At 69.0% G+C, this 25,825-nt stretch carries 25 protein-coding genes, 1 pseudogene and 1 riboswitch; of the genes and pseudogenes, 19 read left to right on the top strand and 7 right to left on the bottom strand.

Annotation, left to right across the window (positions count from 1 at the left end; translation table 11 throughout):
- The first annotated feature begins 18 nt into the window (after positions 1-18).
- The 3 genes from ACQVBX_RS06275 (at position 19) to der (ending at position 3,487) form a co-directional block, all read left to right on the top strand.
- Positions 19-669 carry a YfgM family protein gene (locus tag ACQVBX_RS06275; protein WP_431637211.1) on the top strand — a complete coding sequence of 217 codons (651 nt, stop codon included), beginning with the start codon at positions 19-21 and terminating at the stop codon, positions 667-669.
- The gene (bamB, locus tag ACQVBX_RS06270) at positions 666-1,877 is read left to right on the top strand and encodes an outer membrane protein assembly factor BamB (RefSeq protein WP_431637209.1); all 1,212 of its coding nucleotides are present in this window, start codon (positions 666-668) and stop codon (positions 1,875-1,877) included. Before ACQVBX_RS06275 ends, bamB begins: the two co-directional genes overlap by 4 nt.
- A 212-nt stretch (positions 1,878-2,089) precedes the next feature.
- Positions 2,090-3,487: a ribosome biogenesis GTPase Der gene (gene der, locus ACQVBX_RS06265; protein WP_431637207.1), complete on the top strand. Its 1,398-nt coding sequence runs from the start codon at positions 2,090-2,092 to the stop codon at positions 3,485-3,487.
- A 9-nt stretch (positions 3,488-3,496) separates the two neighbouring features.
- Here der and ACQVBX_RS06260 read toward each other — a convergent pair whose 3' ends face one another.
- Positions 3,497-4,066: a GNAT family N-acetyltransferase gene (locus ACQVBX_RS06260; RefSeq protein WP_431637205.1), complete on the bottom strand. Its 570-nt coding sequence runs from the start codon at positions 4,064-4,066 to the stop codon at positions 3,497-3,499.
- A gap of 61 nt (positions 4,067-4,127) precedes the next feature.
- On the opposite strand from ACQVBX_RS06260, the gene folD reads away from it, so the two are divergent.
- The 5 genes from folD to ACQVBX_RS06235 all read left to right on the top strand — a co-directional run bounded on the left by folD (position 4,128) and on the right by ACQVBX_RS06235 (position 9,888).
- The gene (gene folD / locus ACQVBX_RS06255; protein ID WP_431637203.1) at positions 4,128-4,985 is read left to right on the top strand and encodes a bifunctional methylenetetrahydrofolate dehydrogenase/methenyltetrahydrofolate cyclohydrolase FolD; all 858 of its coding nucleotides are present in this window, start codon (positions 4,128-4,130) and stop codon (positions 4,983-4,985) included.
- A gap of 95 nt (positions 4,986-5,080) precedes the next feature.
- Positions 5,081-6,538 carry an IMP dehydrogenase gene (gene guaB / locus ACQVBX_RS06250; RefSeq protein WP_431637201.1) on the top strand — a complete coding sequence of 486 codons (1,458 nt, stop codon included), beginning with the start codon at positions 5,081-5,083 and terminating at the stop codon, positions 6,536-6,538.
- A 203-nt stretch (positions 6,539-6,741) separates the two neighbouring features.
- Positions 6,742-8,334, top strand: a complete 1,593-nt coding sequence (guaA, locus tag ACQVBX_RS06245) for a glutamine-hydrolyzing GMP synthase (RefSeq protein ID WP_431637200.1) — start codon at positions 6,742-6,744, stop codon at positions 8,332-8,334.
- An 80-nt stretch (positions 8,335-8,414) separates the two neighbouring features.
- On the top strand, positions 8,415-8,906 hold the full coding sequence (gene tadA, locus ACQVBX_RS06240; protein ID WP_431637199.1) for a tRNA adenosine(34) deaminase TadA: 492 nt from the start codon (positions 8,415-8,417) through the stop codon (positions 8,904-8,906).
- A 112-nt stretch (positions 8,907-9,018) separates the two neighbouring features.
- Positions 9,019-9,888, top strand: coding sequence for a fumarylacetoacetate hydrolase family protein (locus ACQVBX_RS06235; protein WP_431637197.1), 870 nt, complete (start codon positions 9,019-9,021; stop codon positions 9,886-9,888).
- Between the two features lie 7 nt (positions 9,889-9,895).
- Here the strand turns inward: ACQVBX_RS06235 and ACQVBX_RS06230 are convergent, their stop codons facing one another.
- Together ACQVBX_RS06230 and fdhD are read right to left on the bottom strand one after the other, a co-directional pair.
- On the bottom strand, positions 9,896-10,732 hold the full coding sequence (locus tag ACQVBX_RS06230; RefSeq protein ID WP_431637195.1) for an NAD-dependent protein deacetylase: 837 nt from the start codon (positions 10,730-10,732) through the stop codon (positions 9,896-9,898).
- Entirely contained in the window at positions 10,729-11,571 is an 843-nt protein-coding gene (gene fdhD, locus ACQVBX_RS06225) for a formate dehydrogenase accessory sulfurtransferase FdhD (protein WP_431637194.1), read from the bottom strand. The genes ACQVBX_RS06230 and fdhD overlap by 4 nt, the downstream gene beginning before the upstream one ends.
- A 221-nt stretch (positions 11,572-11,792) precedes the next feature.
- Here fdhD and ACQVBX_RS06220 point away from each other — a divergent pair, with 221 nt between their 5' ends.
- The 9 genes and pseudogenes from ACQVBX_RS06220 (at position 11,793) to ACQVBX_RS06180 (ending at position 18,663) form a co-directional block, all read left to right on the top strand.
- The gene (locus tag ACQVBX_RS06220) at positions 11,793-12,995 is read left to right on the top strand and encodes a molybdopterin molybdotransferase MoeA (protein WP_431637192.1); all 1,203 of its coding nucleotides are present in this window, start codon (positions 11,793-11,795) and stop codon (positions 12,993-12,995) included.
- A gap of 1 nt (position 12,996) precedes the next feature.
- Entirely contained in the window at positions 12,997-14,061 is a 1,065-nt protein-coding gene (gene moaA / locus ACQVBX_RS06215) for a GTP 3',8-cyclase MoaA (protein ID WP_431637190.1), read from the top strand.
- 18 nt (positions 14,062-14,079) lie between these two features.
- Positions 14,080-14,577 (top strand): cyclic pyranopterin monophosphate synthase MoaC, encoded by a 498-nt coding sequence (moaC, locus tag ACQVBX_RS06210; RefSeq protein ID WP_431637189.1) that lies wholly within the window; start codon positions 14,080-14,082, stop codon positions 14,575-14,577.
- Positions 14,574-15,167, top strand: coding sequence for an NTP transferase domain-containing protein (locus ACQVBX_RS06205; RefSeq protein ID WP_431637187.1), 594 nt, complete (start codon positions 14,574-14,576; stop codon positions 15,165-15,167). The genes moaC and ACQVBX_RS06205 overlap by 4 nt, the downstream gene beginning before the upstream one ends.
- Positions 15,164-15,406 (top strand): MoaD/ThiS family protein, encoded by a 243-nt coding sequence (locus tag ACQVBX_RS06200; RefSeq protein ID WP_431637186.1) that lies wholly within the window; start codon positions 15,164-15,166, stop codon positions 15,404-15,406. The genes ACQVBX_RS06205 and ACQVBX_RS06200 overlap by 4 nt, the downstream gene beginning before the upstream one ends.
- Positions 15,403-15,807: pseudogene (locus ACQVBX_RS06195) on the top strand (molybdenum cofactor biosynthesis protein MoaE); the annotation flags it as partial. The gene ACQVBX_RS06200 and the pseudogene ACQVBX_RS06195, both read left to right, overlap by 4 nt.
- A 30-nt stretch (positions 15,808-15,837) precedes the next feature.
- Positions 15,838-17,010 carry a ThiF family adenylyltransferase gene (locus tag ACQVBX_RS06190; protein ID WP_431638124.1) on the top strand — a complete coding sequence of 391 codons (1,173 nt, stop codon included), beginning with the start codon at positions 15,838-15,840 and terminating at the stop codon, positions 17,008-17,010.
- Between the two features lie 22 nt (positions 17,011-17,032).
- Positions 17,033-18,304: a molybdopterin molybdotransferase MoeA gene (locus ACQVBX_RS06185; protein WP_431637185.1), complete on the top strand. Its 1,272-nt coding sequence runs from the start codon at positions 17,033-17,035 to the stop codon at positions 18,302-18,304.
- The gene (locus tag ACQVBX_RS06180) at positions 18,301-18,663 is read left to right on the top strand and encodes a hypothetical protein (RefSeq protein ID WP_431637184.1); all 363 of its coding nucleotides are present in this window, start codon (positions 18,301-18,303) and stop codon (positions 18,661-18,663) included. The genes ACQVBX_RS06185 and ACQVBX_RS06180 overlap by 4 nt, the downstream gene beginning before the upstream one ends.
- Positions 18,664-18,902: 239 nt before the next feature.
- On the opposite strand, the gene ACQVBX_RS06175 is transcribed toward ACQVBX_RS06180, so the two are convergent.
- Complete coding sequence (locus tag ACQVBX_RS06175) at positions 18,903-19,481, bottom strand: TMEM165/GDT1 family protein (protein WP_431637183.1); 579 nt, start codon at positions 19,479-19,481, stop codon at positions 18,903-18,905.
- Positions 19,482-19,490: 9 nt separating this feature from the next.
- Positions 19,491-19,660, bottom strand: a riboswitch (yybP-ykoY riboswitch).
- Positions 19,661-19,739: 79 nt separating this feature from the next.
- On the opposite strand from ACQVBX_RS06175, the gene ACQVBX_RS06170 reads away from it, so the two are divergent.
- Entirely contained in the window at positions 19,740-20,333 is a 594-nt protein-coding gene (locus ACQVBX_RS06170; protein ID WP_431637182.1) for an HAD family hydrolase, read from the top strand.
- Positions 20,334-20,355: 22 nt separating this feature from the next.
- Here ACQVBX_RS06170 and ACQVBX_RS06165 read toward each other — a convergent pair whose 3' ends face one another.
- Positions 20,356-21,855, bottom strand: a complete 1,500-nt coding sequence (locus ACQVBX_RS06165) for an NADP-dependent isocitrate dehydrogenase (protein ID WP_431637180.1) — start codon at positions 21,853-21,855, stop codon at positions 20,356-20,358.
- A gap of 84 nt (positions 21,856-21,939) precedes the next feature.
- Between ACQVBX_RS06165 and ACQVBX_RS06160 the strand changes: the two genes are divergently transcribed.
- Complete coding sequence (locus ACQVBX_RS06160; RefSeq protein ID WP_431637179.1) at positions 21,940-22,278, top strand: helix-turn-helix transcriptional regulator; 339 nt, start codon at positions 21,940-21,942, stop codon at positions 22,276-22,278.
- 296 nt (positions 22,279-22,574) lie between these two features.
- Here the strand turns inward: ACQVBX_RS06160 and ACQVBX_RS06155 are convergent, their stop codons facing one another.
- Both ACQVBX_RS06155 and ACQVBX_RS06150 read right to left on the bottom strand, forming a co-directional pair.
- Entirely contained in the window at positions 22,575-23,570 is a 996-nt protein-coding gene (locus tag ACQVBX_RS06155) for an L-threonylcarbamoyladenylate synthase (protein ID WP_431637177.1), read from the bottom strand.
- Positions 23,567-25,615, bottom strand: coding sequence for an NAD(+) synthase (locus tag ACQVBX_RS06150; protein ID WP_431637175.1), 2,049 nt, complete (start codon positions 25,613-25,615; stop codon positions 23,567-23,569). Before ACQVBX_RS06150 ends, ACQVBX_RS06155 begins: the two co-directional genes overlap by 4 nt.
- Positions 25,616-25,825: the final 210 nt, after the last annotated feature.

Genomic DNA, 25,825 nt, shown 5'->3' with positions numbered 1-25,825 from the left:
CCTCTCAACGGTGATGGCATGGCATTTGACGCATACGACGATTACGAACAGAGCGAACGCGTACAGAAGTGGCTGCGCGAGAACGGCGTGTCCATCGTCGTCGGTATCGCGATCGGTCTGATCGGCATCTTCGGCTGGCAGCAGTGGCGCAATCACCAGGCCAGCAATCGGGCGGCCGCCGCTCAGTTGTACCAGCAGGTGCAGTCGGCCGAAGCGGTCGGCAACACCGCCAGCGCCGATCAGCTCACCGATCGCCTGCAGAAGGATTTCAGCAAGTCGACCTATGCGGTGTTCGCTACCAGCGAGCGCGCGCGTCGCCAGGTGCAGGCGAAGGAGCTGGACAAGGCACGTGGCTCGCTGGAATGGGCGCTTGCCCATAGCGAGGATCCGGCAGTGAAGTCGCTGATCCAGTTGCGCCTGGCGCAGGTGCAGTTTGCCCAGGGCAAGAGCGAAGAGGCGTTGTCGTCGCTGGGCCAGCTCACCGGCAAGCAGTACGAGGGGCTGCGCGAGGAACTACGCGGCGACGTGCTGGTCAAGCTAGGCCGGGTCGACGACGCGCGCAAGGCGTACCAGTCGGCATTGTCGGCAATGAGCGGGGACGCGCCCCAGCGGTCGTCGCTGCAGCTGAAAATCGATGATCTGGCTACGGCCGGGAAGCAGGGTGCATGAAACCGGTTTTGAAGAAGTGCGTTTGGCTGATCGCGTTGTCCTCGCTGGTAGTCGTCGCTGGCTGCCATAACAAGAAGAAGGACAACATCGAGCCACCCACGCCGCTTGCCAAGGATTTCAAGGCCACCGCCAAGGTGTCCGAGCTGTGGACCGCACGCATCGGCGACGGTGCAGGCGACTCTGGCGTGCGCATGCGTCCGACGGTGGTCGATGGCGTGCTCTACGCGGCCAGCACCGATGGCGCCGTCGCGGCGTTCGACGCGGCAAGCGGCAAGACGCTCTGGTCGAATAAGTCGCGCACCCACGGCTGGTTCGGCTGGGGCGACAAGAAGCGCAAAGATGCTCTCTACGCGGGTGGTCCGGCGGTGTCGGGCGATCTGCTGGCGATCGGTACGCTGGATGGCCACGTCTACGGCATGTCCTCCAAGGACGGCTCGCCGCGCTGGACCGCGAACCTCAAGTCCGAGGTGATCACGGCGCCGGCGATCGTCGGCGACCTGGTGCTGGTGCGCACCCAGGACGGCCGCGTGTACGGCCTGGACAAAGCCACCGGCGATCGTCGCTGGGTCTACGATCAGGGCAACGTGCCGCTGCTGAGCGTGCGCGGCAATGGTCCGCTGCTGGCGGCCAACGGCGTGGTCTTCTTCGGTTCCGACGACGGCAAGCTCGTCGCGCTGCGCCAGGACACCGGCGACAAGCTGTGGGAGCAGCGCCTGGCCAGTGGCGAGGGGCGCACCGACATCGAGCGCCTGAACGACGCCGACGGTGCGGTGGTGCTCGATGGCACCACGCTCTACAGCACCGCCTATCACGGCAGCCTCGAGGCGATCGACGGCCCGAGCGGCCGCCCGCTGTGGAACCGTGAATTCTCCAGTTTCGGCTCCCCCGACGTGGGCGGCAACGCCGTCTACGCGGTGAACGACGAGTCGCAGGTGTGGGCGTTCGACAAGAGCGGCGGCGCCGACCAGTGGAAGAACGACGCCCTCAAGTATCGCTGGCTGACCAGCCCGGCGGTGCAGGGCAACTACGTCGTGGTGGGCGATGTCGAGGGCTACGTGCACTGGCTGCAGACCGGCGACGGCGCGCTGGCTGCCCGCGAGCGCTTGTCGAAGAAGGCGATCCGCGCCCAGCCGCTGGTGATCGGTGACACCGTGTACGTCGAAGACATCAAGGGCCACATCGGCGCCTACCGTCTCTCGATGCGTTGATCGGGCGAGGTCCGGCTTGGCCGGACCTGCCATCAGGCGGCGGCTCGCCCCGGAGCAATCCGGCGCGGCCGCCGCCTCGTTTTTGCCGGCGGCGCGGGGCGGATAGAGCGTCCCGGCGGGCTCTTGCCTTACACTGCCGCCTCTTATTTTTCCATGCGCGCAAACCGATTCCGGCGCGGGCTACCCGCCCATAGGGATCCAGGTTCTCCATCATGTTGCCCGTCGTCGCCCTGGTCGGCCGTCCCAACGTCGGTAAATCGACCCTCTTCAATGTGCTCACGCGCAGCCGCGATGCGCTGGTCGCCGACATGCCCGGTGTCACCCGCGACCGCCACTACGGCGTGTGCCGTACCGGCGAGCGGCCGTTCGTGGTGGTCGATACCGGCGGCCTGTCCGGCACCGAGGACGCGCTCGACGTGCTGACCGCGCGCCAGGTGCGCCTGGCGATCGAAGAGGCCCAAGTCATCGTGTTCGTGGTCGATGCGCGCGACGGGCTGCTGCCGCAGGACCACGTGATCCTCGGTGAGCTGCGCCGCAGCGGCAAGCCGATCATCGCTGCCGTCAACAAGACCGACGGGCTGGATCTGGATACCGCGATGGCCGAGTTTTCGGCCTTCGGTATCCACGCCACGCTGCCGCTGTCGGCCGCGCACAACCGCGGCACCGACGACCTGATCGCCAGCGTGCTGCCGCTGCTGCCGCCGGAAGAATCCGACGCGGAAGACGAGGGCGAGGCGGGCAGCATCCGCGTGGCCATCGTCGGGCGCCCGAACGCGGGTAAGTCGACCCTGATCAACCGCCTGCTCGGCGAGGACCGGCTGATCGTCTCCGACGTGGCCGGCACCACCCGCGATCCGATCCGTGTACCGCTGGAACGCGACGGCAAGCGCTACACCCTGATCGACACCGCCGGCGTGCGGCGCAAGGCGCGCGTCGAGGAGGCGGTGGAGAAGTTCAGCGTCATCAAGACGCTGCAGTCGATGGCCGCCGCGCAGGTGGTGGTGGTGCTGATCGACGCGCGCGAGAACCTGGCCGACCAGGATCTCACCCTGATCGGCGCGGCGATGGACGAGGGCCGGGCGCTGGTGATTGCCGTCAACAAGTGGGACGGCATGGACGCCTACCAGCGCGAGCAGTGCCAGCGGGCACTGGAGCGGCGGCTGGTGTTCGTGGACTGGGCCAAGACGGTATTCATCTCGGCCCTGCACGGCTCGGGATTGCGCGAGCTGATGCGCGCCGTGGTGCGTGCGCACAGCGCCGCCACGCGTGAACTGGGCTCGTCCGAGCTGACCAAGGCGCTGGAAAAGGCGTACGAGAGCTACCAGCCGCCGCTGGTGCGTGGCCATGCGCCGAAGCTGCGCTTCGCCCATCCGGGCGGCAGCAATCCGCCGACCATCGTCATCCACGGCAGCCGCACCAAGCACATCGCACCGGCCTATCGGCGCTATCTGGAAGGCTTCTTTCGCAAGCGCTTCAAGCTCGAGGGCACACCGATCCGCATCGATTTCCGCGATGGCGAGAACCCCTACGCCGGCAAGAAGAACGTGCTCACCGAAGCGCAGGTGCGCAAACGCCAGCGCATGATCCGCGAGATGAAGAAGCGCCGCTGAGGCACCGCTTCACTGCAACGGCAGGTCGCCTGGCACCAGGCTGTAGACGGCGGCGTCGGCCGCTCGGTCGCGCGACCAGATCTTGTTGCGGGCGATCGTCTCGAAGCGCGCGCCGGCGCGTTCTGCCGTCCGCCGGCTGGCGAGGTTGCCCGGCTCGGCGACGATCTCGACGCGGATCAGCCCCAGTTGTTCGAAAGCGAAGCGTGCGACCAGCGCCAGCGCCCGCGGCGCCCAGCCATTGCCTTGCGCGGACGCGCGCAGCCAGTACCCGGCGTTTGCGCTGCGGTGCACGCGGTTGATCTGGCTCAGCCCGGCGCTGCCCTGCAGTCGGCCGTCGGTGTCCAGCACCGCGAAGGCGAACAGTTCGCCCTGTGCCCAGCCTTCGCGGCACGCCTGCATCCGCGCTTGCGCATCGGCCAGGCCGTAGTCGGCATGGCACCAAGGCAACCATGCCGCCAGGCTCGCCATCGATTCGCGCACCGCCTCGTACATCGCCGCGGCGTCCTCGCTGCGCCACGGGCGCAGCGTGATGGCGGCATCGGTCAGTACGGTGGACTCGGGGCAGGGCGGGGCATTCATCGGGTTTGTGCGTCAGACGGGGAGCCGCGATAATGCGCGGCTGAATCGGCAGGGCACAACCATGAGCGCACGCATCCTCGACGGCAAACGCATCGCGCAGGAACTGCTGGAGCGCATCGGCCAGCGCGTGGCGGAGCGCAAGGCGGCCGGCCTGGTCGAACCCGGATTGGCGGTGGTGCTGGTGGGGGACGACGCGGCCTCATCGGTCTACGTGCGCAACAAGCGCAAGGCCTGCCACCAGGTGGGCTTTCGCTCGTTCGACTTCGATCTGCCCTCGGCCACCACGCAGGAGGAGCTGTTCGCACTGATCGATCGGCTCAACGCCGATCCGGCCGTACACGGCATCCTGGTGCAGTCGCCGCTACCACCGCATATCGATGAAGAGGCGCTGGTCGACCGCATCGATCCGCTGAAGGACGTGGACGGCTTCCAGGCGGTGAACGTGGGCCGCCTCGCTCTGCGCCGCTTCGGCCTGCGCCCGTGCACGCCCAAGGGCGTGATGACCCTGCTCGGGCACACCGATCGCCCCGTGCGTGGCCAGCATGCGGTGGTGGTCGGCGTATCCAACCACGTCGGCCGACCGCTGGCGCTGGAGCTGCTGATTGCCGGCTGCACCACCACTTGCTGCCATCGCTTCACCCGCGACCTGGAAGGCTTCGTGCGTCAGGCGGACATCGTCATCGTGGCGGTGGGCAAACCCGGGCTGGTCAAGGGCGAGTGGATCAAGCCGGGAGCCGTGGTGGTCGACGTGGGCATCAACCGGCTGGATGACGGTCGCCTCGTCGGCGACGTGGAATTCGCCACGGCTGCCGAGCGCGCCAGCTGGATCACTCCGGTGCCGGGTGGGGTGGGGCCGATGACCGTCGCCACGCTGATGGAAAACACGCTGGAAGCCGCCGAGGCCAGCGGCAAGCGGTGACTGCGGACGTGGCAGGCGGCATCTGACCGCACTGCAACATCTGGCGGGGGACCGGGCGGGCGCGTATAATTCCATCTTTGCCGGGAACCCTTTCCATGCGCATCCTCGCCGAGGCCCTGACCTACGACGACGTTTATCTTGTTCCGGCCCATTCGGTCATTCTGCCGCGCGATGTAGACACATCCACCCGGCTCACCCGCGATCTGCGCCTGAACATCCCCATCGTGTCCGCCGCCATGGACACGGTCACCGAAGCCCGCCTCGCCATCACCATGGCCCAATGCGGCGGCATCGGCATCATCCACAAGAACATGACCGCCGAGCAGCAGGCCGCCGAAGTGCGCCTGGTGAAGAAGTTCGAGGCCGGCGTCATCCGCAATCCCTTCAGCGTCAGCCCGGACACCTCCATCGGCGAGGTGCAGCGCCTCACCCGCGCGCACAACATCTCCGGCGTGCCGGTGGTGGAGGGCGAGAAGCTGGTCGGCATCGTCACCAGCCGCGACATGCGCTTCGAGCGCAAGCACGACGACCCGGTGCGCAACATCATGACCCGCCAGGACAAGCTGGTCACGGTGAAGGAAGGCGCCAGTCAGGACGAAGTGCTGCAGCTGCTGCACAAGCACCGCATCGAGAAGGTGCTGGTGGTCAACGACGACTTCCAGCTGCGCGGCCTGATCACGGTCAAGGACATCCAGAAGGCGCGCGACAACCCCAATGCCGCCAAAGACCGCAATGAAGCGCTGCTGGTCGGCGCGGCGGTTGGCGTGGGCGGCGACACCGAGCAGCGCGTGGCGATGCTGGTCGACGCCGGCGTGGACGTGATCGTGGTCGATACCGCCCACGGCCATTCGCAGGGCGTGATCGAGCGGGCCGGCTGGGTGAAGAAGAACTACCCGAAGGTGCAGGTGATCGCCGGCAACATCGTGACCGGTGAAGCGGCGCGCGCGTTGCTGCACGCCGGCGTGGATGCGGTGAAGGTCGGCGTGGGTCCGGGCTCCATCTGCACCACCCGCGTGGTCGCCGGTGTGGGCGTGCCGCAGATCACTGCGATCGATATGGTCGCCACGGCGCTGAAGGACGAGATCCCGCTGATCGCCGACGGCGGCATCCGCTACTCCGGCGACATCCCCAAGGCGCTGGCCGCTGGCGCGTCCAGCGTGATGCTGGGCTCGATGTTCGCCGGCACCGAGGAATCGCCGGGCGAGGTCGAGCTGTTCCAGGGCCGCTCGTACAAGAGCTACCGCGGCATGGGCTCGCTCGGCGCGATGGCGCTGGGCTCGAAGGACCGCTACTTCCAGGATGAAGCGGACGCCGACAAGCTGGTGCCCGAAGGCATCGAGGGCCGCGTGCCGTATCGCGGCCCGCTGCGCAACATCATCCACCAGCTGATCGGCGGCTTGCGCGCGTCCATGGGCTATCTCGGTGCTGCGACGGTCGAAGACGTGCGCGCCAAGGCCCAGTTCGTGAAGGTGACCAGCGCCGGCGTCACCGAGGCGCACCCGCACGACATCCAGATCACCAAGGAAGCGCCGAATTACCGGCTGAATTCCTAATGCCGCACGCTTGAGCCCTCTCCCCCGGCCGCGCCGGGGGAGAGGGCTGGGTGAGGGGGAGGCTTTTTGCTTCTCTCTCGCCTCTCGCCACATGCCAAACGCTAAAAGCCAAAAGCGCCCCCTCACCCCAACCCTCTCCCCCGGCTGCGCCGGGGGAGAGGGAACGTAAAGGCTGAGTCGGGGAGCGGGAGATACGAGCCGCCATGACCGACATCCACAGCGACAAGATCCTCATCCTCGACTTCGGCGCGCAGTACACGCAGCTGATCGCCCGCCGCGTGCGCGAGCTGGGCGTCTACTGCGAGATCTGGGCGTGGGACCACGATCCGGCCGAGATCGCCGCGTTCGCGCCCAGGGGCATCATCCTCTCCGGCGGACCGGAGTCGACCACCGAGGAAGGTGCGCCCCGGGCGCCGCAGGAAGTGTTCGACTCGGGCCTGCCGATCCTCGGCATCTGCTACGGCATGCAGACCATGGCCGCGCAGCTGGGCGGCGCCACCGAGGCTGCCGATGCGCGCGAGTTCGGCCACGCGGAGGTCGACATCACCCTTCAGAGCCGGCTGTTCGCGGGTCTGAGCGACCACACCGACAGCCATCGCCTCGACGTGTGGATGAGCCACGGCGACCACGTCGCCAAGGCGCCGCCGGGCTTCGCCATCACCGGCACCACCGATCGCATCCCGGTCGCTGTGATGGAGAACGAGGACAAGCGCTGGTACGGCGTGCAGTTCCATCCGGAAGTCACCCACACCAAGCAGGGCGGGGCGCTGCTCAAGCGCTTCATTACCGAGATTTGCGGCTGCGCCACGCTGTGGACGGCGGCCAACATCATCGAAGACCAGATCGCCCGCGTGCGCGAGCAGGTGGGCGACGACCACGTGCTGCTGGGTTTGTCCGGCGGCGTGGATTCCTCAGTGGTGGCAGCCCTGCTGCACCGGGCGATCGGCGATCGGCTCACCTGCGTGTTCGTCGACACCGGCCTGCTGCGCTGGCAGGAGGGCGACCAGGTGATGGCCATGTTCGCTGCCGAGGCCGAGAAGGGCGGTATGGGCATCAAGGTGATCCGCGTGAACGCGGCCGAGCGCTACTTCGCCGCGCTGGCCGGCGTGAGCGACCCGGAGGCCAAGCGCAAGATCATCGGCGGCCTGTTCGTGGAGATCTTCGACGAGGAGTCGGAGAAGATCATCGCCAGCGGCGGCAACGTGAAATGGCTGGCGCAGGGCACGATCTACCCCGACGTGATCGAGTCCGCCGGCAGCAAGACCGGCAAGGCGCACGTGATCAAGAGCCACCACAACGTGGGCGGCCTGCCGGCGCACATGAAGCTCAAGCTGGTCGAGCCGCTGCGCGAGCTGTTCAAGGACGAGGTGCGCCGCATTGGCGTCGAGCTCGGCCTGCCGCGCGCCATGGTCTACCGCCATCCGTTCCCCGGCCCGGGACTGGGTGTGCGCATCCTGGGCGAGGTGAAGCCGGAATACGCCGAGCTGCTGGCTCGCGCCGATGCCATCTTCATTGAGGAACTGCGCGCCTGGGACCTGTACGACAAGACCAGCCAGGCCTTCGCCGTATTCCTGCCGGTGAAGTCGGTGGGCGTGGTAGGCGACGCACGCGCCTACGAATGGGTAATCGCACTGCGCGCGGTGGAAACCATCGACTTCATGACAGCTCATTGGGCGCACCTGCCGTATGAATTCCTCGGCAAGGTTTCAAACAGGATTATCAATGAGTTGCGCGGTATATCTCGCGTAGTTTATGACATTAGCGGCAAGCCGCCCGCCACGATCGAGTGGGAGTGAGTAAAAACAAGGGTTTGTGCGCGTTTTGCTGGATGAAGCGCGCCGGCCCATTTCTCACGAACATTGCCTAAATTACTGATATGTCGGAAGAAGAGGTCTCTGTGGCGTCGCCCGGGTTCAGCGAGGACGACGTCGCCCACATGCGGCGCGCCCTGCAGCTGGCCGAGCACGCCCGCGACGCGGAGGACGAGGTGCCGGTGGGGGCCGTGCTGGTGCTCGATGGCGAGATCGTCGGCCTGGGCTGGAACCGCAACATCACGTTGCACGATCCCACCGCCCACGCCGAGATCATGGCGATGCGCGCCGCGGGCGAGAAGCTGGCGAACTACCGGATGCCGGGGGCCACGCTTTACGTGACGCTGGAGCCGTGTGCCATGTGCGCCATGGCGCTGGTGCACGCGCGCATCGGGCGGGTGGTGTACGCCGCTACCGATCCCAAGACCGGCGCCGCCGGCAGCGTGTTCGACACGCTCACCGACCCGCGGCACAACCACCGCATCACCGTGCAGGGCGGCCTGTTGGCGGACGAGTCGGCGCAGCTGCTGCGCAATTTCTTTCGCGCCCGGCGCTGATCGGCGCCTCGTTCCCCCGGTTTTACCTGGGGCGCCCGAATGTGATCGAATTCACATTATCGCGGGGCCGAAGGCGCGCGAGCCCCTCTTTCGGACGCGGCCGGGACTGCCAATGCGACTTGTCACCTACCTGCACCACGGCATGACCGGCGTCGGCGCACTCGACCTCAACGGTGCACGGATACGGCCGCTGGATCTGTACGACGGCGATCCGGTACCGGACATGCTCACCGTGATCCGCGAGGGCCTCGACGCCGTCACCCCGAGCGTCATGCGTCCCGCCATTCCGCGAGTGGAGGTGGATCTGCTCGCGCCGATCCCGCGTCCAGCACGCAACATCTTCTGCGTCGGCAAGAATTACCGGCGCCATGCCGAGGAATTCGCGCGCAGCGGTTACGACACGTCCTCGGCCGACGACCTGCCGGAACACCCGATGGTGTTCACCAAGGTGCCCGAGTCGGTCATCGGCCACGGCGAGACCATCCTGTATCCCGAAGGCACCAGCCAGGCGGTGGATTACGAGGCCGAGCTGGCGGTGGTGATCGGCCGGGCCGGTCGCGGCATCCGGCGCGAGCAGGCCATGAATCACGTGTTCGGCTACACCATCGTCAACGACATCACCGCACGCGACTGGCAGCAGCGCCACGGGCAGTGGTTTCTGGGCAAGTCGTTCGACACGTTCTGCCCAATGGGCCCGATGCTGGTCACCGCCGACGAGCTCGATCCCTCGGCGCTGGACATCCGCTGCTGGGTCAACGATGAGCTTCGCCAACAGGCCAACACGCGCGACCTGATCTTCGACATCCCCACCTTGATTGCCACGATCTCCGCGGGAATCACGCTGCAGCCGGGGGACATCATCGCCACCGGCACACCTGAAGGCGTCGGTGCCGGCTTCGATCCGCCGCGCTTCCTGCGTCGCGGCAACGAGGTGGCGATCGAGATCCAGGGCCTGGGCCGACTGGTCAACGACGTGTTCTGAGGCCGCGTCAGCCGTCGAGCAGGAAGGCCAGCGCGTCGGCGCAGGGCGCATCGATCTTCAGCGTCACCAGCGGATCGGCTCGAGTCACGCCCAGGTTCACCGTCGCCACCGGCTTGCCGGCCTTGGCCGCGGCCGCCACGAAGCGATAGCCGGAAAACACCATCAGCGAAGAACCGACCACCAGTACCGCGTCCGCGTCCGACCAGGCGCGGGTGGCTGCTTCCACGCGTTCACGCGGCACGTTCTCGCCGAAAAACACCACGTCCGGCTTGGCGATGCCGCCGCAGACCGGGCAGGGTGGCACCTCGAAACGGCTGAAGTCGTAACCGTCCAGATCGGCGTCACCGTCCGGGGCATCGGCGGCGTCCAGGTGCGTCCAGTCCGGGTTGCGCGCCACCAGTTCGCGCTGGAAATCGTGCCGGCCCTGGCGCCAGTCGCAGGTCATGCAGCGCACCTCGTCGAGCCGGCCGTGCAGGTCCACCACGCGCTGGCTGCCTGCGCGCTGGTGCAGTCGGTCGACGTTCTGGGTCACCAGCAGCTCCACCTGGCCGCGCTGCTCCAGCGCCACCAGAGCCCGGTGCGTGATGTTCGGCTCGGCGCAGCCGAAGCGACGCCAGCCGACCAGGCTGCGCGCCCAGTAACGCTGGCGCGTGGCCAGTTCGTGCATGAAGGCCTGGTAGGTCACCGGCGGCGTGCGCTTCCACTGGCCGGCGCGGTCGCGGTAGTCGGGAATCCCCGAGTCGGTACTGATGCCGGCGCCGGTGAGCACGAACAATCGTGGGTGGGCGTCGACGAACTCGCGCAGGCGGGTATCCAGCAGCGCTTCCTGTGCCTGTGCATTCACCGGCTGGCCTCCGCATGCAGTCGCTCGGGGTGGGTGTAGACGTTGTGGCTGCCGGGGCGGGCGAAACCGACCAGGGTGAGCCCGGCGCTTTTTGCCAGCTCGATGGCCAGCGCCGTCGGGGCGGAAATGGCGGCGAGCACGGTCACCCCCGCGCTGGCCGCCTTGGTCACCATCTCGTAGCTGGCGCGGCTGGTGACCAGCGCGAAACCCGACGCCGGATCGATACCGCCGCGATGCAGCGCACCGACCAGCTTGTCCAGCGCGTTGTGGCGACCGACGTCCTCGCGCACCAGCGCGATCTCGCCGTCCGCGGTGGCCCAGGCTGCGGCGTGCACGGCGCCGGTGGCGGCATTCATCGGCTGGCGCTGCTGCAGGTTGGCCAGGGCCCGTTCGAGTCCGGCGTGGGTCAGGCCCAGATCGCCGTGCACCGAACCGGGCTGGCGCACCGCTGTTTCCAGCTGGCGCGTGCCGCAGATGCCGCAACCGCTGCGCCCGGGCAGCAGGCGTTGGCCGTCCGCATCCAGATGCGCGCCGTGGGCGTCGGCAGCTACCGTCATAGCCAGCTCGGTGCCCTCGAGCAACGGGCGCGCGTCCACGGCGAGCAGGTCGGCCGGCGTGCGCACCAGCCCTTCGCTGAGCGAGAAGCCCAGCGCGAAGTCCTCCAGGTCGTGCGGCGTCGCCATCATTACGGCGAACGAGCGACCGTTGTAGGTCATCGCGATCGGTTGCTCTTCGGCGACCCAGTCGTCGGTCTCCTCCACGCGGCCCTGGCGCCAGCGGGTGATGCGCCGCTGGACGGTGCCGGGCGTGCGCTCGATGGGGGCAGGGGGCTGCTTCATCGCGCCATCATAGCGAGCTCGGGTGACGGCTCCATGCGCGTGCGACAAGCGGCGCGCACGGGGCCGGGTAACCGCGTTGCACGCGCCAGCGAATGGCTTGCCACAGGCGTTTGCCGCGTGCTTTTCGACTTTGGCCGCGGTTGTCAAAGCCACCCCCCGGCCCCATGCTCTGGGCGCTGACGCGGCAAGGCGTCGTGGCCGCGCAGATTAAGGTTTTCCCCATGAGCGAACTCCCCAGCGTCACCGAGGCCGAACGGCAAATTCGTGCACGGCTGCCCGTGTTCCCCGGCGAGCGCGTGCCGCTGGATGCCGCGGCCGGCCGCGTGCTGCGCCAGCGCGTGCTGGCCGAGCGCGACCACCCGCCGTTCGACCGCGTGATGATGGACGGCATCGCCATCGCGCTGGATCCGTCGCGGCGCAGCTTCGTGGTGGCCGGTCGCCAGATGGCCGGCATGGCCGGCCAGGTGCTGGCCGATCCAGCCGGCTGCATCGAGGTGACCACCGGCGCCATGTTGCCGGCCGGCTGTGACTGCGTCGTGCCGGTGGAGCAGACCGTGCGCGAGGGCGATCAGGTCCGGATGGTCGACGGCTGGACGCCGACCGCACGGCAGTTCATCCATCCGTGCGGCTCCGATTGCCGCGAGGGCGACGCGCTGCTCGCCCCGGGCGTGCGCCTGCGCGCGCCGGAGCTGGCTGTGCTCGCCGCCAACGGCGTCACCGAGGTCGAGGTGGCCGCGGTGCCGAAGGTCGCCATCATCGCCACCGGCGACGAACTGGCCGAGGTCGAGCAGCAGCCGCTGGCCGACGGGCAGATCCGCCGTTCGAACGATCGCGCGCTGGCCGCCGCGTTGCGCGACCGCGGCTTCGTCGACGTGCAGCTGACCCGCGTGCCCGACGATCTGACCGCCACCACCGCGCGACTGGCCGAACTGCTGGCCACCTGCCAGGTGCTGGTGCTGTCCGGCGGCGTGTCGGTGGGCCAGCGCGACTTCGTGCCCGAAGCGCTGCGCGCGTTGGGCGTGGACAAGGTGCTGCACCGGATCGCCCAGCGGCCGGGCAAGCCGATGTGGTTCGGTATCGGGCCGCAGGGGCAGGTGGTGTTCGCGTTGCCGGGCAATCCGGTTTCGGCGCTGGTGTGCGCTGTGCGCTACCTGCTGCCGGCGCTGGAGCAGGCGATGGGGGTGGCGACGCGGTCGGGCGAACGGGTGGTGCTCGCCGCGCCGGCCCAGGTCAGCCCGACCTTGACCTGTTTTGTACCCGTGCGGGTGCATCATGACGAGACCGGTCGCGCTTTGGCCACGCCGGTGCCGGCGCCCACCTCGGGCGACTTCTCCGCGCTGCCGCATACCGACGGCGTGGTGGAGCTGGCACCGTCGGACCACGCCGCACCTGCCGGCACCGTAGCCCCCCTGTATCGCTGGTGACATGACCGATCCCCACGCCATCACCGAGATCGCCGCCCAGACGCCGTCGCCGCAGGCGCCGCTGGATCGGCACGGCCGCCCGATGCACGACCTGCGCATTTCGGTGATGGACCGCTGCAACTTCCGCTGCCCGTACTGCATGCCGGAGTCCACCTACGGCGAGCACTTCACCTTCCTGCGCAACGACGAGAGGCTGAGCTTCGACGAGATCGAACGCATCAGCCGCCTCGCCGCCATGCTCGGTGTGAGCAAGCTGCGCCTCACCGGCGGCGAGCCCTTGCTGCGGCCCAAGCTGGCCGAGCTGGTGGCGCGGCTGCGTCGCATCCCCGGTATCACCGACCTGGCGATGACCACCAACGGCGTGCTGCTGGCGCGCCATGCGCAGGATATGCGCGATGCCGGCCTGGATCGCGTCACGGTGAGCCTGGACACAATCGATCCCGCGCTGTTCCACCGCATGAGCGGCGGCCGCGGCGCACTGGAAGACGTGCTTGGCGGCATCGAGGCGGCGCAGGCGGTCGGCTTCCCCGGCGGCATCAAGCTCAACACCGTCGTGCAGCGCGGGGTGAACGAACACAGCGTGCTCGATCTCATCGGGCGCTTCCGCGGCACCGGCATCATCCCGCGGCTGATCGAATACATGGACGTGGGCAACCGCAACGACTGGAACCGCGAGGCGGTGGTGCCCTCGGCCGAACTGATCGCCGCCATCCACGCGCGCTGGCCGCTGGACGCGCTGCCGCCGAAGTACGAGGGCGAGGTGGCCACGCGCTTCCGTTTCCGCGACGGGCAGGGCGAGATCGGCGTGATCTCCTCGGTGAGCCAGCCGTTCTGCGGCGATTGCTCGCGTGCCCGGCTGTCGTCCGAAGGCACGCTCTACACCTGCCTGTTCGCCGTGCAGGGCACCGATCTGCGCACCGCGCTGCGCGACGGCAGCAGCGACGACGCCGTGCGCGAGCGCCTGCGCCAAGTGTGGCTCAACCGCAGCGACCGCTACAGCGAGGAGCGCGAGGAGCGCCGCCAGCGCTCCCGTCCGAAGATCGAAATGCACTACATCGGCGGCTGAGTCGCCCGACGGAATTCCATGGCCAGTATCCCTACCAAGCTCACCCATCTCGATGACGCCCAGCAGCCGCAGATGGTCGACGTCGGCGGCAAGGCCGTCACGCGGCGCACCGCGCAGGCGCAGGCACGCGTGGTGTTTCCCGCCGAAGTCGCCGCGCAGCTGCACGGCGCCGGCTACGTCACGCCCAAGGGCGCGGTGCTCACCGTGGCCAACCTCGCCGGCGTAATGGGCGCCAAGGCCACCTCGCAGCTCATTCCGTTGTGCCACCCATTGGCGCTGGACAAGTGCCACATCGACATCGCGATGGAAGGCGTCGAGGCGCGCATCGTCTGCACCGTGTCCTGCGAGGGCCGCACCGGGGTGGAGATGGAGGCGCTCACCGGCGCCAGCGTCGCCGCGCTCACCCTGTACGACATGTGCAAGGCGATGTCGCACGACATCGTGATCGCCGAGGTGCGCCTGCTCGGCAAGACCGGCGGCAAGAGCGACCTCGATTTCCGGCAGGCAAGCGCATGAGCACCGCACCGATCTACGGCCTGCTGCTTTCCGGTGGCGCCAGCCAGCGCATGCAGCGCGACAAGGCGCAGCTCAGCTACGCCGGCGAGCCGCAGCTGCTGCGCGCGTGGCGCGTGCTGTCGGCGGTCACCGAGCGAGCCTTCGTCTCGGTGCGCGAGACGCAGCGCGACGACCCGCTGCGTGCGCAGCTGCCGCAGCTGGTCGATACCTACGACGCGGTCGGGCCGGCGGCCGGCATCCTGTCCGCCCAGGACGCGTATCCCGCCGCCGCCTGGCTGGTGATCGCCTGCGACCTGCCGCGGCTGGACGAAGCCACCTTGCGCGCGCTCATCGCCGCGCGCGATCCGGCGAAGGACGCCACCGTTTTCACCAGCCGCTTCGACGGCCTGCCCGAGCCGCTGTGCGCGCTGTGGGAGCCGTCCAGCCATGCCCGACTGAAAGCGCGCTATGACGCCGGCAGCTACTGCCCGCGCAAGGCGCTGATCCAGTCCGACATCGTGCTGCTGCCCGCACCCGGCGAGGCGCTGGACAACATCAACACCCCGGAGGAATTCGCACAGATGCAGCGCCAGCTGGAGTCGCAGCCATGACCCGCGTGAACCTGCAGTACTACGCGCAGCTGCGCGAACAGGCTGGCGCCAGCGCCGAGCAGGTGAGCACCGCCGCGGTCACCCTGCGCGATCTTTACGAAGAGCTGCGGGCCCGCCACGGTTTCTCGCTGCCGGTCGACGCGCTCAAGGTGGCGGTCAACACCCAGTTCAGCGACTGGAGCCGCGCGCTAGCCGAGGGCGACACCGTCGTCTTCATCCCACCGGTGGCCGGCGGATGATGCGCTTCGATCTCACCGCGGCCCCGGCCGATCTCGCCAAGCTGCGCGAGGAGCTCCAGCATCCCGGCAGCGGCGGCTTCTGCGCGTTCGAGGGCTGGGTGCGCAACAACAACGAGGGCCGCGAAGTGAGCGGCCTGGAGTACGAGGCCTACACCGAGCTGGCCATCGCCGAGGGCGAGCGCATCCTGGCCGAGGCGGCCGAGCGCTACGGCGTGCTGGCGGCCAGCGCCGTGCATCGCGTGGGTGATCTGAAGATCGGCGACCTCGCCGTGTGGATCGGCGCCTCCGCTCCGCACCGCGACGAGGCGTTCCGCGCCTGCCGTTACATCATCGACGAGATCAAGCACCGCCTGCCGATCTGGAAGAAAGAGCACTACCTGGAGGGCGACACCGCCTGGGTCGCCTGCTCCCACACCGAGCGCGCGCACGAGATGGAGGCGCCGCACGTGCACGGCCATCATCACGGCCATGGGCACACGCACACGCACACGCACGAGCATCACCACGCGACCGCCGCCGTCGATTTCACCCCCGACTACTCACGCCAGACCCGCCTGCGCGATGTCGGCGTATCGGGCCAGGCCAAACTTGCTGCGGCCCGCGTGCTGGTGATTGGCGCCGGCGGCCTGGGCGTGCCGGTGATCAGCTACCTTGCCGGCGCCGGCGTGGGCACGCTGGGCATCGTCGACCACGATGTGCTCGACGCCAGCAACCTGCATCGCCAAGTGATGTACGACGCCCGCGACGTGGGCCAACGCAAGGTCGATTTGGCCGCGCGCCGCGTCGCCGCGCTCAACCCCACGGTGCAGGTGCAGACGTACGGCGAGCCGCTGACCGCGCAAACCGCGCTCGACGTATTTGCCCAGTACGACCTGGTGGTCGAATGCACCGACGACCTGGCCAGCCGTTATCTCGCCAGCGACGCGGCGGTGCTCACCGGTACGCCGCTGGTGCTGGCCAGCGTGTACCAGTACGAAGGGCAGTTGCAGGTGGTGACCGCCGTGCCGGGCGAACCGTGTCTGCGCTGCCTGTGGCCGCAGCCGCCCGCCGCCGGTCTCGCCGGCAGCTGCGTGGAATCGGGCGTGCTCGGTCCGGTGCCCGGCGTGCTCGGCACCATGCAGGCGATGGAAGCGTTGAAGCTGCTGCTCGGCCTGCCGCGGCCGACCGATCACGCGCTGCAACTGGTGAACCTGCTCGACGGCACCAGCCAGCGTCTGCCGATTGACGCGGCCGCCGGCTGCGCGGCACACGGCGGCTGCGTGGCGGTGGCCCGCCGCGCGCTTGAGCAGGCACAGGCTGAGGACGGGATCGACATCGAGCGGCACTTCCGTCATCTGGATGAGGCGATCGCGGCGGGATACGCGGTGGTCGACGTGCGCGAGCCGGACGAGATCGCCGCCGCACCGTTGCACGTCACCTCGCTGCGCATTCCTTCCGGCCAGATCGCCGCCTGTTCGCTCGTCGGCATCGACCGCCACGTGCTGCTGGTCTGCGCCAGCGGCAAGCGCAGTGCGCAGGCGGCGCGCACGCTGCGCCAACGCGGTGTCGACGCCTGGTCGCTGGCAGGCGGCGTGGCGGCGCTCGAGCTGCCGGCGTCCTCCTGATGCTGCGGCGGGCGCCTCGCCGATGATCCGCTACCACGACGCCATCGCCCGGCTGCTCGGTGTGGTTTCGCCGCTGCCGGCCGAACGCTGCGCCGTGATTGACGCACTGGGACGCGTGCTTGCCGCGCCGGTGCACAGCCCAGTCGCGCTGCCGTCGTTCGATCATGCCGCCGTGGACGGTTACGCGCTGGCCGCCCCCGAACCGCTGGAAGCCGGCAGCGAACACACCGTGCACGGCTCGCAGGCCGCCGGCGATGCAGCGCGCAGCGCCCACGGCGGCGCCTGGGAAATCATGACCGGCGCGCGCCTGCCCGACGGCTTGGACGCCGTGGTCGCGGTCGAGCGCACCGAATTGCTGGAATCCGCGGCAGACGGCTCGCCCACGCGCATCCGCCTGCGCGATGAGCTCAGCGAAGGCCAGAACGTGCGCCGCGCCGGCGTCGACGTCGCGCGCGATGCCGTGGTGCTCAATGCAGGTGTTCGGGTCGGCCCCGCGCATCTCATGCTGCTCGCCGCCGCCGGCGTGGCCGAGGTGACCGTCGTGCGGCGTCCGCGCGTCGCAGTGATCGGCACCGGCAAGGAGCTCGTTTCCGATCCACGCCAGCGCCTGGTGGAAGGGCAGATCTACAGCTCGAACGCGCCGTACCTCGCCGCCGCGCTCACCGTCGCCGGCGCCCAGGTCCTTTCATGCGAGGTGGTGGATGACACCGCCGTGACCTACGCCGACGCGGTGCGCCGTGCGCAGGCCGCCGGGGCGGATCTGGTGGTGAGCACCGGCGCCGTGTCGATGGGCCGCTACGACTTTGTACCCGACGCGCTGCGCCAACTCGGCGCCCACGAACTGTTCCACAAGGTCGCGATGCGCCCCGGCAAGCCACTGTTCGCCGCCAGCTTGCCCGGCGGTCCACTGGTGATGGCGCTGCCCGGCACGCCGATGGCGGTCGCCGCGGGCATGCGCTTCTTCGTCGCCCCCGTGCTGCGGGCGATGCAGGGGCAGGGCGCGGAGCCCACGCTGCACGCGGTGCTCGACACCCCGCAGCAGCCCAAGGCTGGCTTGCGCCATTTCCTGCGCGCCACGTTCGCACTGGATGCCGAAGGCCGCCTGCATGCCCAGGTCGTGCCGCAGCAGCAACCGTTCCGCATCCTGCCGTTCGCGCAGTCCGATGGCTGGGTGGTGCTCGATGAAGACGCCGGCGAGTGCGCGCCCGGTCGCCTGGTCGAAGTCGCCAGCCTCGATGCGGGTACTGGGTTGGCGCTGCGCGCAACGCCCAAATCCACGGAGACGCTATCGTGAAACTGCAGTTCGATCGTCAGCAGCTGCGTGTGCGCATCGATGAAGACGAACTGGCCACCCTACTAGGCGGCAGCGAAGTGACCACGGCCACGCAGGCGGGCGAAGCATTCATCCTGCGCTGCACGCTGCAGCTCCACGCGCACGAAGCGGCGCGCCTCAATGGCCCCGCCACGCAATGCCACCTGCACCTGCCGGAGGCCGCCGTGCGCGATCTGGCCAGCCGCCTTCCCACCCGCGACGGCCTGCAGTTTTCCATACCCGGCCACGGGCCAACCGAACCCCTGCGCCTGCTGTTCGATGTCGACGTCCGCGACAGCGCCCGCCGCCTCAAAGCCGCCCGTCAGACCCCGCACTCGTAGGAGCCCGCTCGCGGGCGATGCTCCTGCGCTGCATCGGCATCCGAAGCCAAAGGCATCGCCCGCAAGCGAGCTCCTACGAAAGCGAGACCGGCCCGGCGGTCGCGCCAAGCCCGCCGCGCAGCCCCTGTAGGAGCCCGCTCGCGGGCGATGCATTTCGCTCTAGATCCGCATCAAAGCCCGAGAGCATCGCCCGCAAGCGGGCTCCTACAAGGGCAAGGAGACACCGCCAGCGCGGCTGATCAGAACCCCAGCTTTGCGCCGGCGCCGAGGAGGGTGGCGATGCCGAGGGCGGCGAAGATGGCGGCGGCGATCGAGTGCACCAGCTTCATCGGGATCTTCGCGGCGAGGCGGTCGCCCACGAATACCGCCGGCACATCGGCAATCAGCATGCCGATCGTGGTGCCGGCCACCACCATCAGCGGGTTGGGGTAGTGCGCGGCCATCGCCACCGTGGCGATCTGCGTCTTGTCACCCATCTCGGCCAGGAAGAACGTCACCAGCGTGGCGGTGAATACGCCCACGCGCTTGGCCACCTGGGTTTCCTCTTCCTCGATCTTGTCCGGGATCATCGTCCACACGGCCATGCCGATGAACGACAGGCCGAGCACCCAGCGCAGGATTTCCGGGCTCAGTACCGAGGTGATCCATGCGCCCAGCGCGCCAGCCAGGCCGTGATTCACCAGCGTGGCGCAGAGAATGCCGGCGATGATCGGCAGCGGCTTCTTGAAGCGCGCGGCGAGGATGAAGGCGAGCAACTGGGTTTTGTCGCCGATTTCCGCGAGGGCGACGACGCCTGCGGAGACGAGGAGTGCTTCCATGGATATGTCCCGGGCCGGTCGAAAGACAGTTGACCACACGTCTCCCCGGCCCATGCGGAGGCGTGTGGTCAAAGGTCTTGCCAGGCGGGTGGGCTGCTTGCGCCATGGCCGGTGGGCCAAGTGTGTTGACGCGAGCCTCTTCGAGCGAAGAGCGGCTACTCCCCAATGACCCGCGCATGATAGCGGAGCCGGCGCATGGCCGCGAGCCCGGTCGCCGTCGCGTATGCTGCGCGTCCCCCTCATGGATGACCGCACGCCATGGACCTGGCCCTGTTCGGTTTCGACGGCACCATCACCACCGGCGACACCTACACGCCGTTCCTGAGCTACATCAGCCCGGCCGCGTTCCGGCGTCGGGCATGGCGGCGGCTGCTGTGGCCATGGCTGGGCTACAAGCTTGGGCTCGTCTCGGGAACGGCCGTGCGGCGCCAAGTCACCGCGCACGTGCTGCGCGGTCGCGAGGTATCGGCGATCCGCGCGCTGGGCATGCGCTATGCGCGTGAGCGCCTGCCGCATGTGCTGCGGCCCGAAGCGATGGCGCGCCTGGCCTGGCACCGCGAGCGTGGCGACCGCATCGTGGTGGTGTCGGCATCGCTCGATGCGTACCTGGCGCCGTGGTGCCGCGCGCACGGTCTGGAGCTGATCTGCAGCGAGCTGGAATCGCGCGAGGGTGTGCTCACCGGCAACTATCACGGCGGTGACTGCGCTGGGGCGGCCAAGGCTGCGCGTGTGCGCACGCATCTGCGGCTGGAGGACTACGCCTGCGTGCACGCCTACGGCGATACGGTGGAAGACCGCGAACTGCTCGCCCTGGCGCACCGCCCGGTATATCGCTGGCAGGCGGCGGCCTGAGCCGCCACCTGCCGCGTCGCGCTTACTCGCCCTGCGCCACCGAGTAGCCGCGCTCGCCGTCGAAGCGATACAGGTTCTCGCTCTTGATCGGCGGCAGGCCGGCGTCCACCAGCTTCTGCATCAGCGCCAGGATCGCGCGCGGCGACACCTCGCCCTGTTCGCCGACGAAGCGGCAGCGCCAGTGGTCGCTGCAGAACGTGTCCGGATGGCCGTGCGGCCACACCTTCACGCCGCGGTTGGTGATCACCGCCAGGCGCAGGCCGTCCGGGCAGGCGGCCCTTAGCTGCGTGGCCAGCGCCTCGGGATCGCGCTGCGCGGGATGCCAGTCGAGGAAGATGTCCACGCCGTCGCAGGTCTTCACCGGCTCGGCTGCGGCCGGCGCCTCGATCCGTTCCGCCGGCGCATTTGCCGCCTCGTCGGAGGCGCCGTAGCGCACCGGCTGCAGATGCCGCGGCTCGCGTCCCAGCCGCTCGGCCACCGCGTGGGCGAACTCGCGCGTGCCCACGCGGCGCTTGCTGGTCGACTCGTTGAACACGTCGGGCGTGTGGATGCCGTCTTCCAGCGTGCACAGCCAGGCGTTGTGGATGCGCTCGGCGGCCGCACGCTCACCCAGGTGCAGCAGCATCATCACCGCGGCCAGCAGCATGCCCGACGGGTTGGCGATGTTCTTGCCGGCGATGTCGGGCGCCGAGCCGTGCACCGCCTCGAACATCGCCCCGTGCAGGCCCACGTTGGAAGACGCCGCCATGCCGATCGAGCCGGCCATTTCCGCGGCGATGTCCGACAGGATGTCGCCGTAGAGGTTGAGCGTCACCACCACGTCGAAATCCTTCGGCCGGGTGGCCAGGCGCGCCGCGCCGATGTCGATGATGCGGTGGTCGGCGGCGATCTGCGGGTACTCGCGCGCCACCTCGTCGAACACCCGATGGAACAGGCCATCGGTCATCTTCATGATGTTGTCCTTGGTCAGGCAGGTGACCTTGCGCCGGCCGTGACGCACCGCGTACTCGAACGCGTGGCGCACGATGCGCTCGCAGCCGGGGCGGGTGATCAGCTTCAGGCACTGCGCCACCTCGGCGGTCTGGCGATGCTCGATGCCGCCGTAGGTGTCCTCCTCGTTTTCGCGCACGATCACCACGTCCATGCCCGGGTGCGCCGAGTACACGTAGGGGTGATAGGCCACGCAGGGGCGCACGTTGGCGTACAGGCCCAGGGTCTTGCGCAGCGTCACGTTGACACTCTTGTAGCCGCCGCCCTGCGGCGTGGTCATCGGGCCCTTCAGCAGCACGCGGTGGCGGGCGAGCACGTCCCAGGCCTCGGCTGGAACGCCGGCGGAGTCGCCCGCGAGGTAGGCCTGCTCGCCCATGCGTACGGGGGCGAAATCGATCGGGCAGTCGGCGGCGCGCAGCACGTGCAGCACGGCGTCGGTGATTTCCGGGCCGATGCCATCGCCATGCGCGACGGCGACGGTGTGGCGGGATAAAGTGGCGGGGGCAGGGCTGGGGGCGAGTTGCGCGTTCACGGCGGCTCCTTATGTGACATGGAAAACACGAAAAATATGTCAGGTATTAAACGTCAGGTTTCGGCGCCGGTCAAGCGCGCGCCCGTGAAAGCGAAAGCGAAGGCTGCTGCGCCGACGCGCACCACCGCGCCCAAGGCAGCGGTGGCCTCACCGGGCTGGACGTTCTTCAGCAACCACGCGCACGTGCTGTTCTGCCTGTCGGCCGATCCCACCATGCTGCTGCGCGATGTGGCGGCGCGGGTCGGCGTGACCGAGCGCGCGGTGCTGCGCATCGTGGCCGAGCTGGAAGAGGCGGGCGTACTGCAGCGCCAGCGCGAGGGCCGTCGCAATCGCTACATGGTGATTGCGAATGCGCCGCTGCGCCACGCGGTGGAAGCCCACTGCACGGTGGGCGAGCTGCTGGCGGTGATCAACCGCCGCTAAGGCGCCCGCGGCCGCGCGAACGCAGCGGCCCTGGCGAGTATGAATGGGTGTTGTTCGGAGGGCGGTGTAGTCGCGCCTCTACGGATCGGGCTCGTAGACAACACCCGTTCGTCCTGAGCGTAGCGAAGCGCACGCGGGGAGTGGCCATGGATGGCCACGGCTTTGAGGAGCGAGGAAGTCGAAGGACCGAGCGGCCACGACTGTGCAGAGGCGCAGTCCATAGCGTCTCGATCTGTGCCGCAGCGTGTCTGCCGGGCCCACCGCCGGGATGCGAAATCGGAAAACCCCGCCAGCGCTCAGCGCGCGATGGCGCGCTTGAGCCGGTCGCGCACGGCGGCCCAGGCGGGCTCGTCCGGCGGCAGGTCGATGGCGATCCAGTCGTAGCCGTGCGCATCGAGCTCGTGCAGCGCGGCGTACAGGCGCTGCGCGTAGGCCTCGGGCGTATCCGGCATCACCTGCAGGTGCGCCACCGGCAACGCCGCGTAGTGCGCCGGGCGATGGGTGAGCAACGCGCCGTCGCCGCTGGGCACGGCCATCGACGGGTTGGCGGTGAGCGTCATGGTGCGCGGGCTGTAGTGGCGAAAATGCATGCCTGGCGCCGCGTGCGTTTCGCCCTTCACCGGCGCGGCGCCCGGCACGCGCACCGGCATACCGATCACCGCCTCGATCGCCTCGCAGCTCACGCCGCCGGGGCGCAGCAGCACCGGGCCGTCGTCGTACAGCGCCAGCACGCTGGATTCGATGCCCACCGTGCACGGTCCACCATCAAGGATCACATCCACGTCGCTGCCCAGCCCCGCGCGCACGTGCTCGGCGGTGGTGGGCGAGATCTGGGTGAAACGGTTGGCGCTGGGTGCAGCCACCGGCACGCCGGCGGCGGCGATCAGCGCCAGTGCCACGGGATGGCTGGGCATGCGCACGCCCACGTGGCTGCCGCCGCCGGTAATGATGTCCGGCACGATCTCGCGCCGCGGCAGCACCAGGGTCAGCGGGCCGGGCCAGAACGCCTCGGCCAGCTTCTGCGCCGCATCCGGCCACTGCGTCACCAGCTCGCGCGCCGCCTCGATGCGGTCCACGTGGATGATCAGCGGGCTGGTACGCGGCCGGCGCTTCACCTCGAAGATGCGCGCCACCGCCGCCGAGTCCAGCGCGTTGGCGCCCAGGCCGTAGACGGTTTCGGTAGGGAAGGCCACCAGCTTGCCGGCGCGCAGCGCCTTGGCCGCGCGGGCCAGTGGTTGCTTGCCGGGCATCTTCGCCTCGGTTTTCTCGGCGGGCGAGCGCAGCAGTCTCATGCCGGCACGTTCTCGCGCAGGTCGCGCAGCCAGGCCTCGGCCGAGGCGTCGCTGGGCATGCGCCAGTCGCCGCGCGGCGACAGCGAACCGCCGCCGCCCACCTTGGGCGCGTTCGGCACCGCGCTGCGCTTGAACTGCGCGGCGAAGAAGCGGGTGATGAACAGCTCCATCCAGTGCTTGATCTCGGCCAGCGTGTACGCGCGCCGCTGCGCCTCCTGCACCAGCGAAGGCCACTCGCCCTGCGCCGCATCGCCCCAGGCCTGGTGGGCGAGGTAGGCGATCTTGCTGGGGCGGAAGCCAAAGCGGGTGAGGTGGTACAGCGTGAAATCCTGCAGCGGGTACGGGCCCACGTGCGCCTCGGTGTCCTGCATCGCGCCGCTGGCGTCGGCGGGCACCAGCTCGGGCGAGATGGTGGTGCCAGCGATCGCCTCCAGCACCGTGCGCGTCGCCGCGTCGTGGCGGCCTCCCTGGGCCAGCCACAGGATCAGGTGCTGGATCAGCGTCTTGGGCACCGACGCATTCACGTTGTAGTGCGACATGTGATCGCCCACGCCGTAGGTACACCAGCCCAGCGCCAGCTCGCTGAGATCACCGGTGCCCAGCACGAACGCGCGGTGCTGGTTGGCCAGTCGGAACAGGTGCGAGGTGCGCTCGCCGGCCTGCACGTTCTCGAAGGTGATGTCGTACACCGGCTCGCCCTGGGCGTACGGGTGGCCCAGGTCCGCCAGCATCTGTTGGCACGAGGGCCGGATGTCGATCTCCTCGCCGGTGACGCCCAGCGCGCGCATCAGCGCATGCGCCTGGTCGCGCGTCTGCGTGCTGGTGGCGAAGCCGGGCATGGTGTAGCCGAGGATGTTGGCGCGCGGCAGGCCGAGCCGGTCGAACGCCTCCACCGCCACCAGTAGCGCCAGCGTGGAATCCAGCCCGCCCGACACGCCGATCACCAACCGCTGCGAACCGGTGGCACGCATGCGCTGGATCAAGCCGTGCGCCTGGATGTTGATCGCCTCGTAGCAGCGCTGGTCCAGCGTGGCCGGGTTCGAGGGCACGTACGGGTAGCGCGGCACGCGACGGCGCAGCCGGTGGTCTTTGAGCGTGGGCGCGCGGAAAGCGAACGGCACCCGGCGCATGGCGCGCAGTTGCGGATTGAGATCGCGCACCTGATCGTTGTAGCTGGTCATGCGCATGCGTTCCTGCACCAGCCGCTCCAGATCCACGTCGGCCAGCAGCAGGTGGTCCTCGGCCTGGAAGCGCTCCGATTCGGCCAGCACCGCGCCGTTCTCGGCGATCATCGCCTGGCCGTCCCAGGCCAGATCCGTGGTGGATTCGCCCAGGCCCGCCGAGGTGTACACGTGCGCGGCCAGGCAGCGCGCGGAATGGCTCTCGCACAGCAGGCGGCGGTAATCGGCCTTGCCCACGGTGACGTTGCTGGCCGACAGGTTCACCAGCACGTTGGCGCCGGCCAGCGCGGCGTAGGTGCTCGGCGGCACCGGCACCCACATGTCTTCGCAGATCTCCGCATGCACGCGCAGGTGCGGATGCGAGGCCGCGGTAAAGATCAGGTCGCTGCCAAACGGCACCTCGCGCCCCAGCACCACCGCGGTATTCGCCACCGCGTGGTCGCCGGCGGTGTACTGGCGCGCCTCGTAGAACTCGCGGTAGTTGGGCAGATAGCGCTTGGGCACCACGCCCAGCAGCTCGCCGCCCTGCAGCGCGGCAGCCACGTTGAACAGCTGGCCTTCCACCCGCAGCGGCAGCCCCACGAACACCAGCGGCAGCAGCTGCGTGGTGGCCTCGCGCACCGCGTCCAGCGCGGCCAGGCTGGCATCGAGCAGGGCATCCTGCTGGGCCAGGTCGTCCAGGCTGTAGCCGGAGAGCCCCAGCTCCGGAAACACCACCACCGCCGCACCTTCCGCCGCCGCCTCACGCAACTGCGCAATGGTGCGCTCGGCGTTGAACGCCGGGTCGGCCAGCCGTATCGCCGGCACGGCGGCTGCCAGCCGCACGAAACCGTGACGATAGGGCGAGTGGAAATCGGACGGCATGCGGGGCTCCAGCCAAGGTGGCGCCTGCGAATGCTACGTGGTTTCGGCGGTGCAGCGAACCCGAGGGCACCCGTTAGCGCTTGTCAGCAGCAACCATCACTTCAGGGAATGCGCCGGTTCGGTGCTGCGGCTGAGACGTGGAGCCCGGTTACCACCGCACAGCGCGATGCAGTAAGCCCGTACAGTACGGCTGCGAGAGCAGCATCGGTT

Source organism: Dyella thailandensis, assembly GCF_050749815.1.
In the GTDB taxonomy this organism is placed as follows: Bacteria; Pseudomonadota; Gammaproteobacteria; order Xanthomonadales; family Rhodanobacteraceae; genus Dyella_A.
The sequence above is the reverse complement of the archived record's forward strand: the minus strand, read 5'-3'. Positions and strand labels throughout refer to the sequence as shown.

Excerpts from the sequence above, each read along its gene's own strand:
- ACQVBX_RS06155 (WP_431637177.1), bottom strand. The coding sequence starts at position 23,570 with ATGAGACTGCTGCGCTCGCCCGCCGAGAAAACCGAGGCGAAGATGCCC.
- tadA (WP_431637199.1), top strand. The coding sequence starts at position 8,415 with ATGTCGGAAGAAGAGGTCTCTGTGGCGTCGCCCGGGTTCAGCGAGGAC.
- guaB (WP_431637201.1), top strand. The coding sequence starts at position 5,081 with ATGCGCATCCTCGCCGAGGCCCTGACCTACGACGACGTTTATCTTGTT.
- ACQVBX_RS06170 (WP_431637182.1), top strand. The coding sequence starts at position 19,740 with ATGGACCTGGCCCTGTTCGGTTTCGACGGCACCATCACCACCGGCGAC.
- ACQVBX_RS06235 (WP_431637197.1), top strand. The coding sequence starts at position 9,019 with ATGCGACTTGTCACCTACCTGCACCACGGCATGACCGGCGTCGGCGCA.
- fdhD (WP_431637194.1), bottom strand. The coding sequence starts at position 11,571 with ATGAAGCAGCCCCCTGCCCCCATCGAGCGCACGCCCGGCACCGTCCAG.
- ACQVBX_RS06185 (WP_431637185.1), top strand. The coding sequence starts at position 17,033 with ATGATCCGCTACCACGACGCCATCGCCCGGCTGCTCGGTGTGGTTTCG.
- moaA (WP_431637190.1), top strand. The coding sequence starts at position 12,997 with ATGACCGATCCCCACGCCATCACCGAGATCGCCGCCCAGACGCCGTCG.
- ACQVBX_RS06175 (WP_431637183.1), bottom strand. The coding sequence starts at position 19,481 with ATGGAAGCACTCCTCGTCTCCGCAGGCGTCGTCGCCCTCGCGGAAATC.
- ACQVBX_RS06200 (WP_431637186.1), top strand. The coding sequence starts at position 15,164 with ATGACCCGCGTGAACCTGCAGTACTACGCGCAGCTGCGCGAACAGGCT.
- ACQVBX_RS06190 (WP_431638124.1), top strand. The coding sequence starts at position 15,838 with ATGGAGGCGCCGCACGTGCACGGCCATCATCACGGCCATGGGCACACG.
- guaA (WP_431637200.1), top strand. The coding sequence starts at position 6,742 with ATGACCGACATCCACAGCGACAAGATCCTCATCCTCGACTTCGGCGCG.
- ACQVBX_RS06260 (WP_431637205.1), bottom strand. The coding sequence starts at position 4,066 with ATGAATGCCCCGCCCTGCCCCGAGTCCACCGTACTGACCGATGCCGCC.
- ACQVBX_RS06220 (WP_431637192.1), top strand. The coding sequence starts at position 11,793 with ATGAGCGAACTCCCCAGCGTCACCGAGGCCGAACGGCAAATTCGTGCA.
- ACQVBX_RS06150 (WP_431637175.1), bottom strand. The coding sequence starts at position 25,615 with ATGCCGTCCGATTTCCACTCGCCCTATCGTCACGGTTTCGTGCGGCTG.
- ACQVBX_RS06275 (WP_431637211.1), top strand. The coding sequence starts at position 19 with ATGGCATTTGACGCATACGACGATTACGAACAGAGCGAACGCGTACAG.
- moaC (WP_431637189.1), top strand. The coding sequence starts at position 14,080 with ATGGCCAGTATCCCTACCAAGCTCACCCATCTCGATGACGCCCAGCAG.
- der (WP_431637207.1), top strand. The coding sequence starts at position 2,090 with ATGTTGCCCGTCGTCGCCCTGGTCGGCCGTCCCAACGTCGGTAAATCG.
- bamB (WP_431637209.1), top strand. The coding sequence starts at position 666 with ATGAAACCGGTTTTGAAGAAGTGCGTTTGGCTGATCGCGTTGTCCTCG.
- folD (WP_431637203.1), top strand. The coding sequence starts at position 4,128 with ATGAGCGCACGCATCCTCGACGGCAAACGCATCGCGCAGGAACTGCTG.
- ACQVBX_RS06205 (WP_431637187.1), top strand. The coding sequence starts at position 14,574 with ATGAGCACCGCACCGATCTACGGCCTGCTGCTTTCCGGTGGCGCCAGC.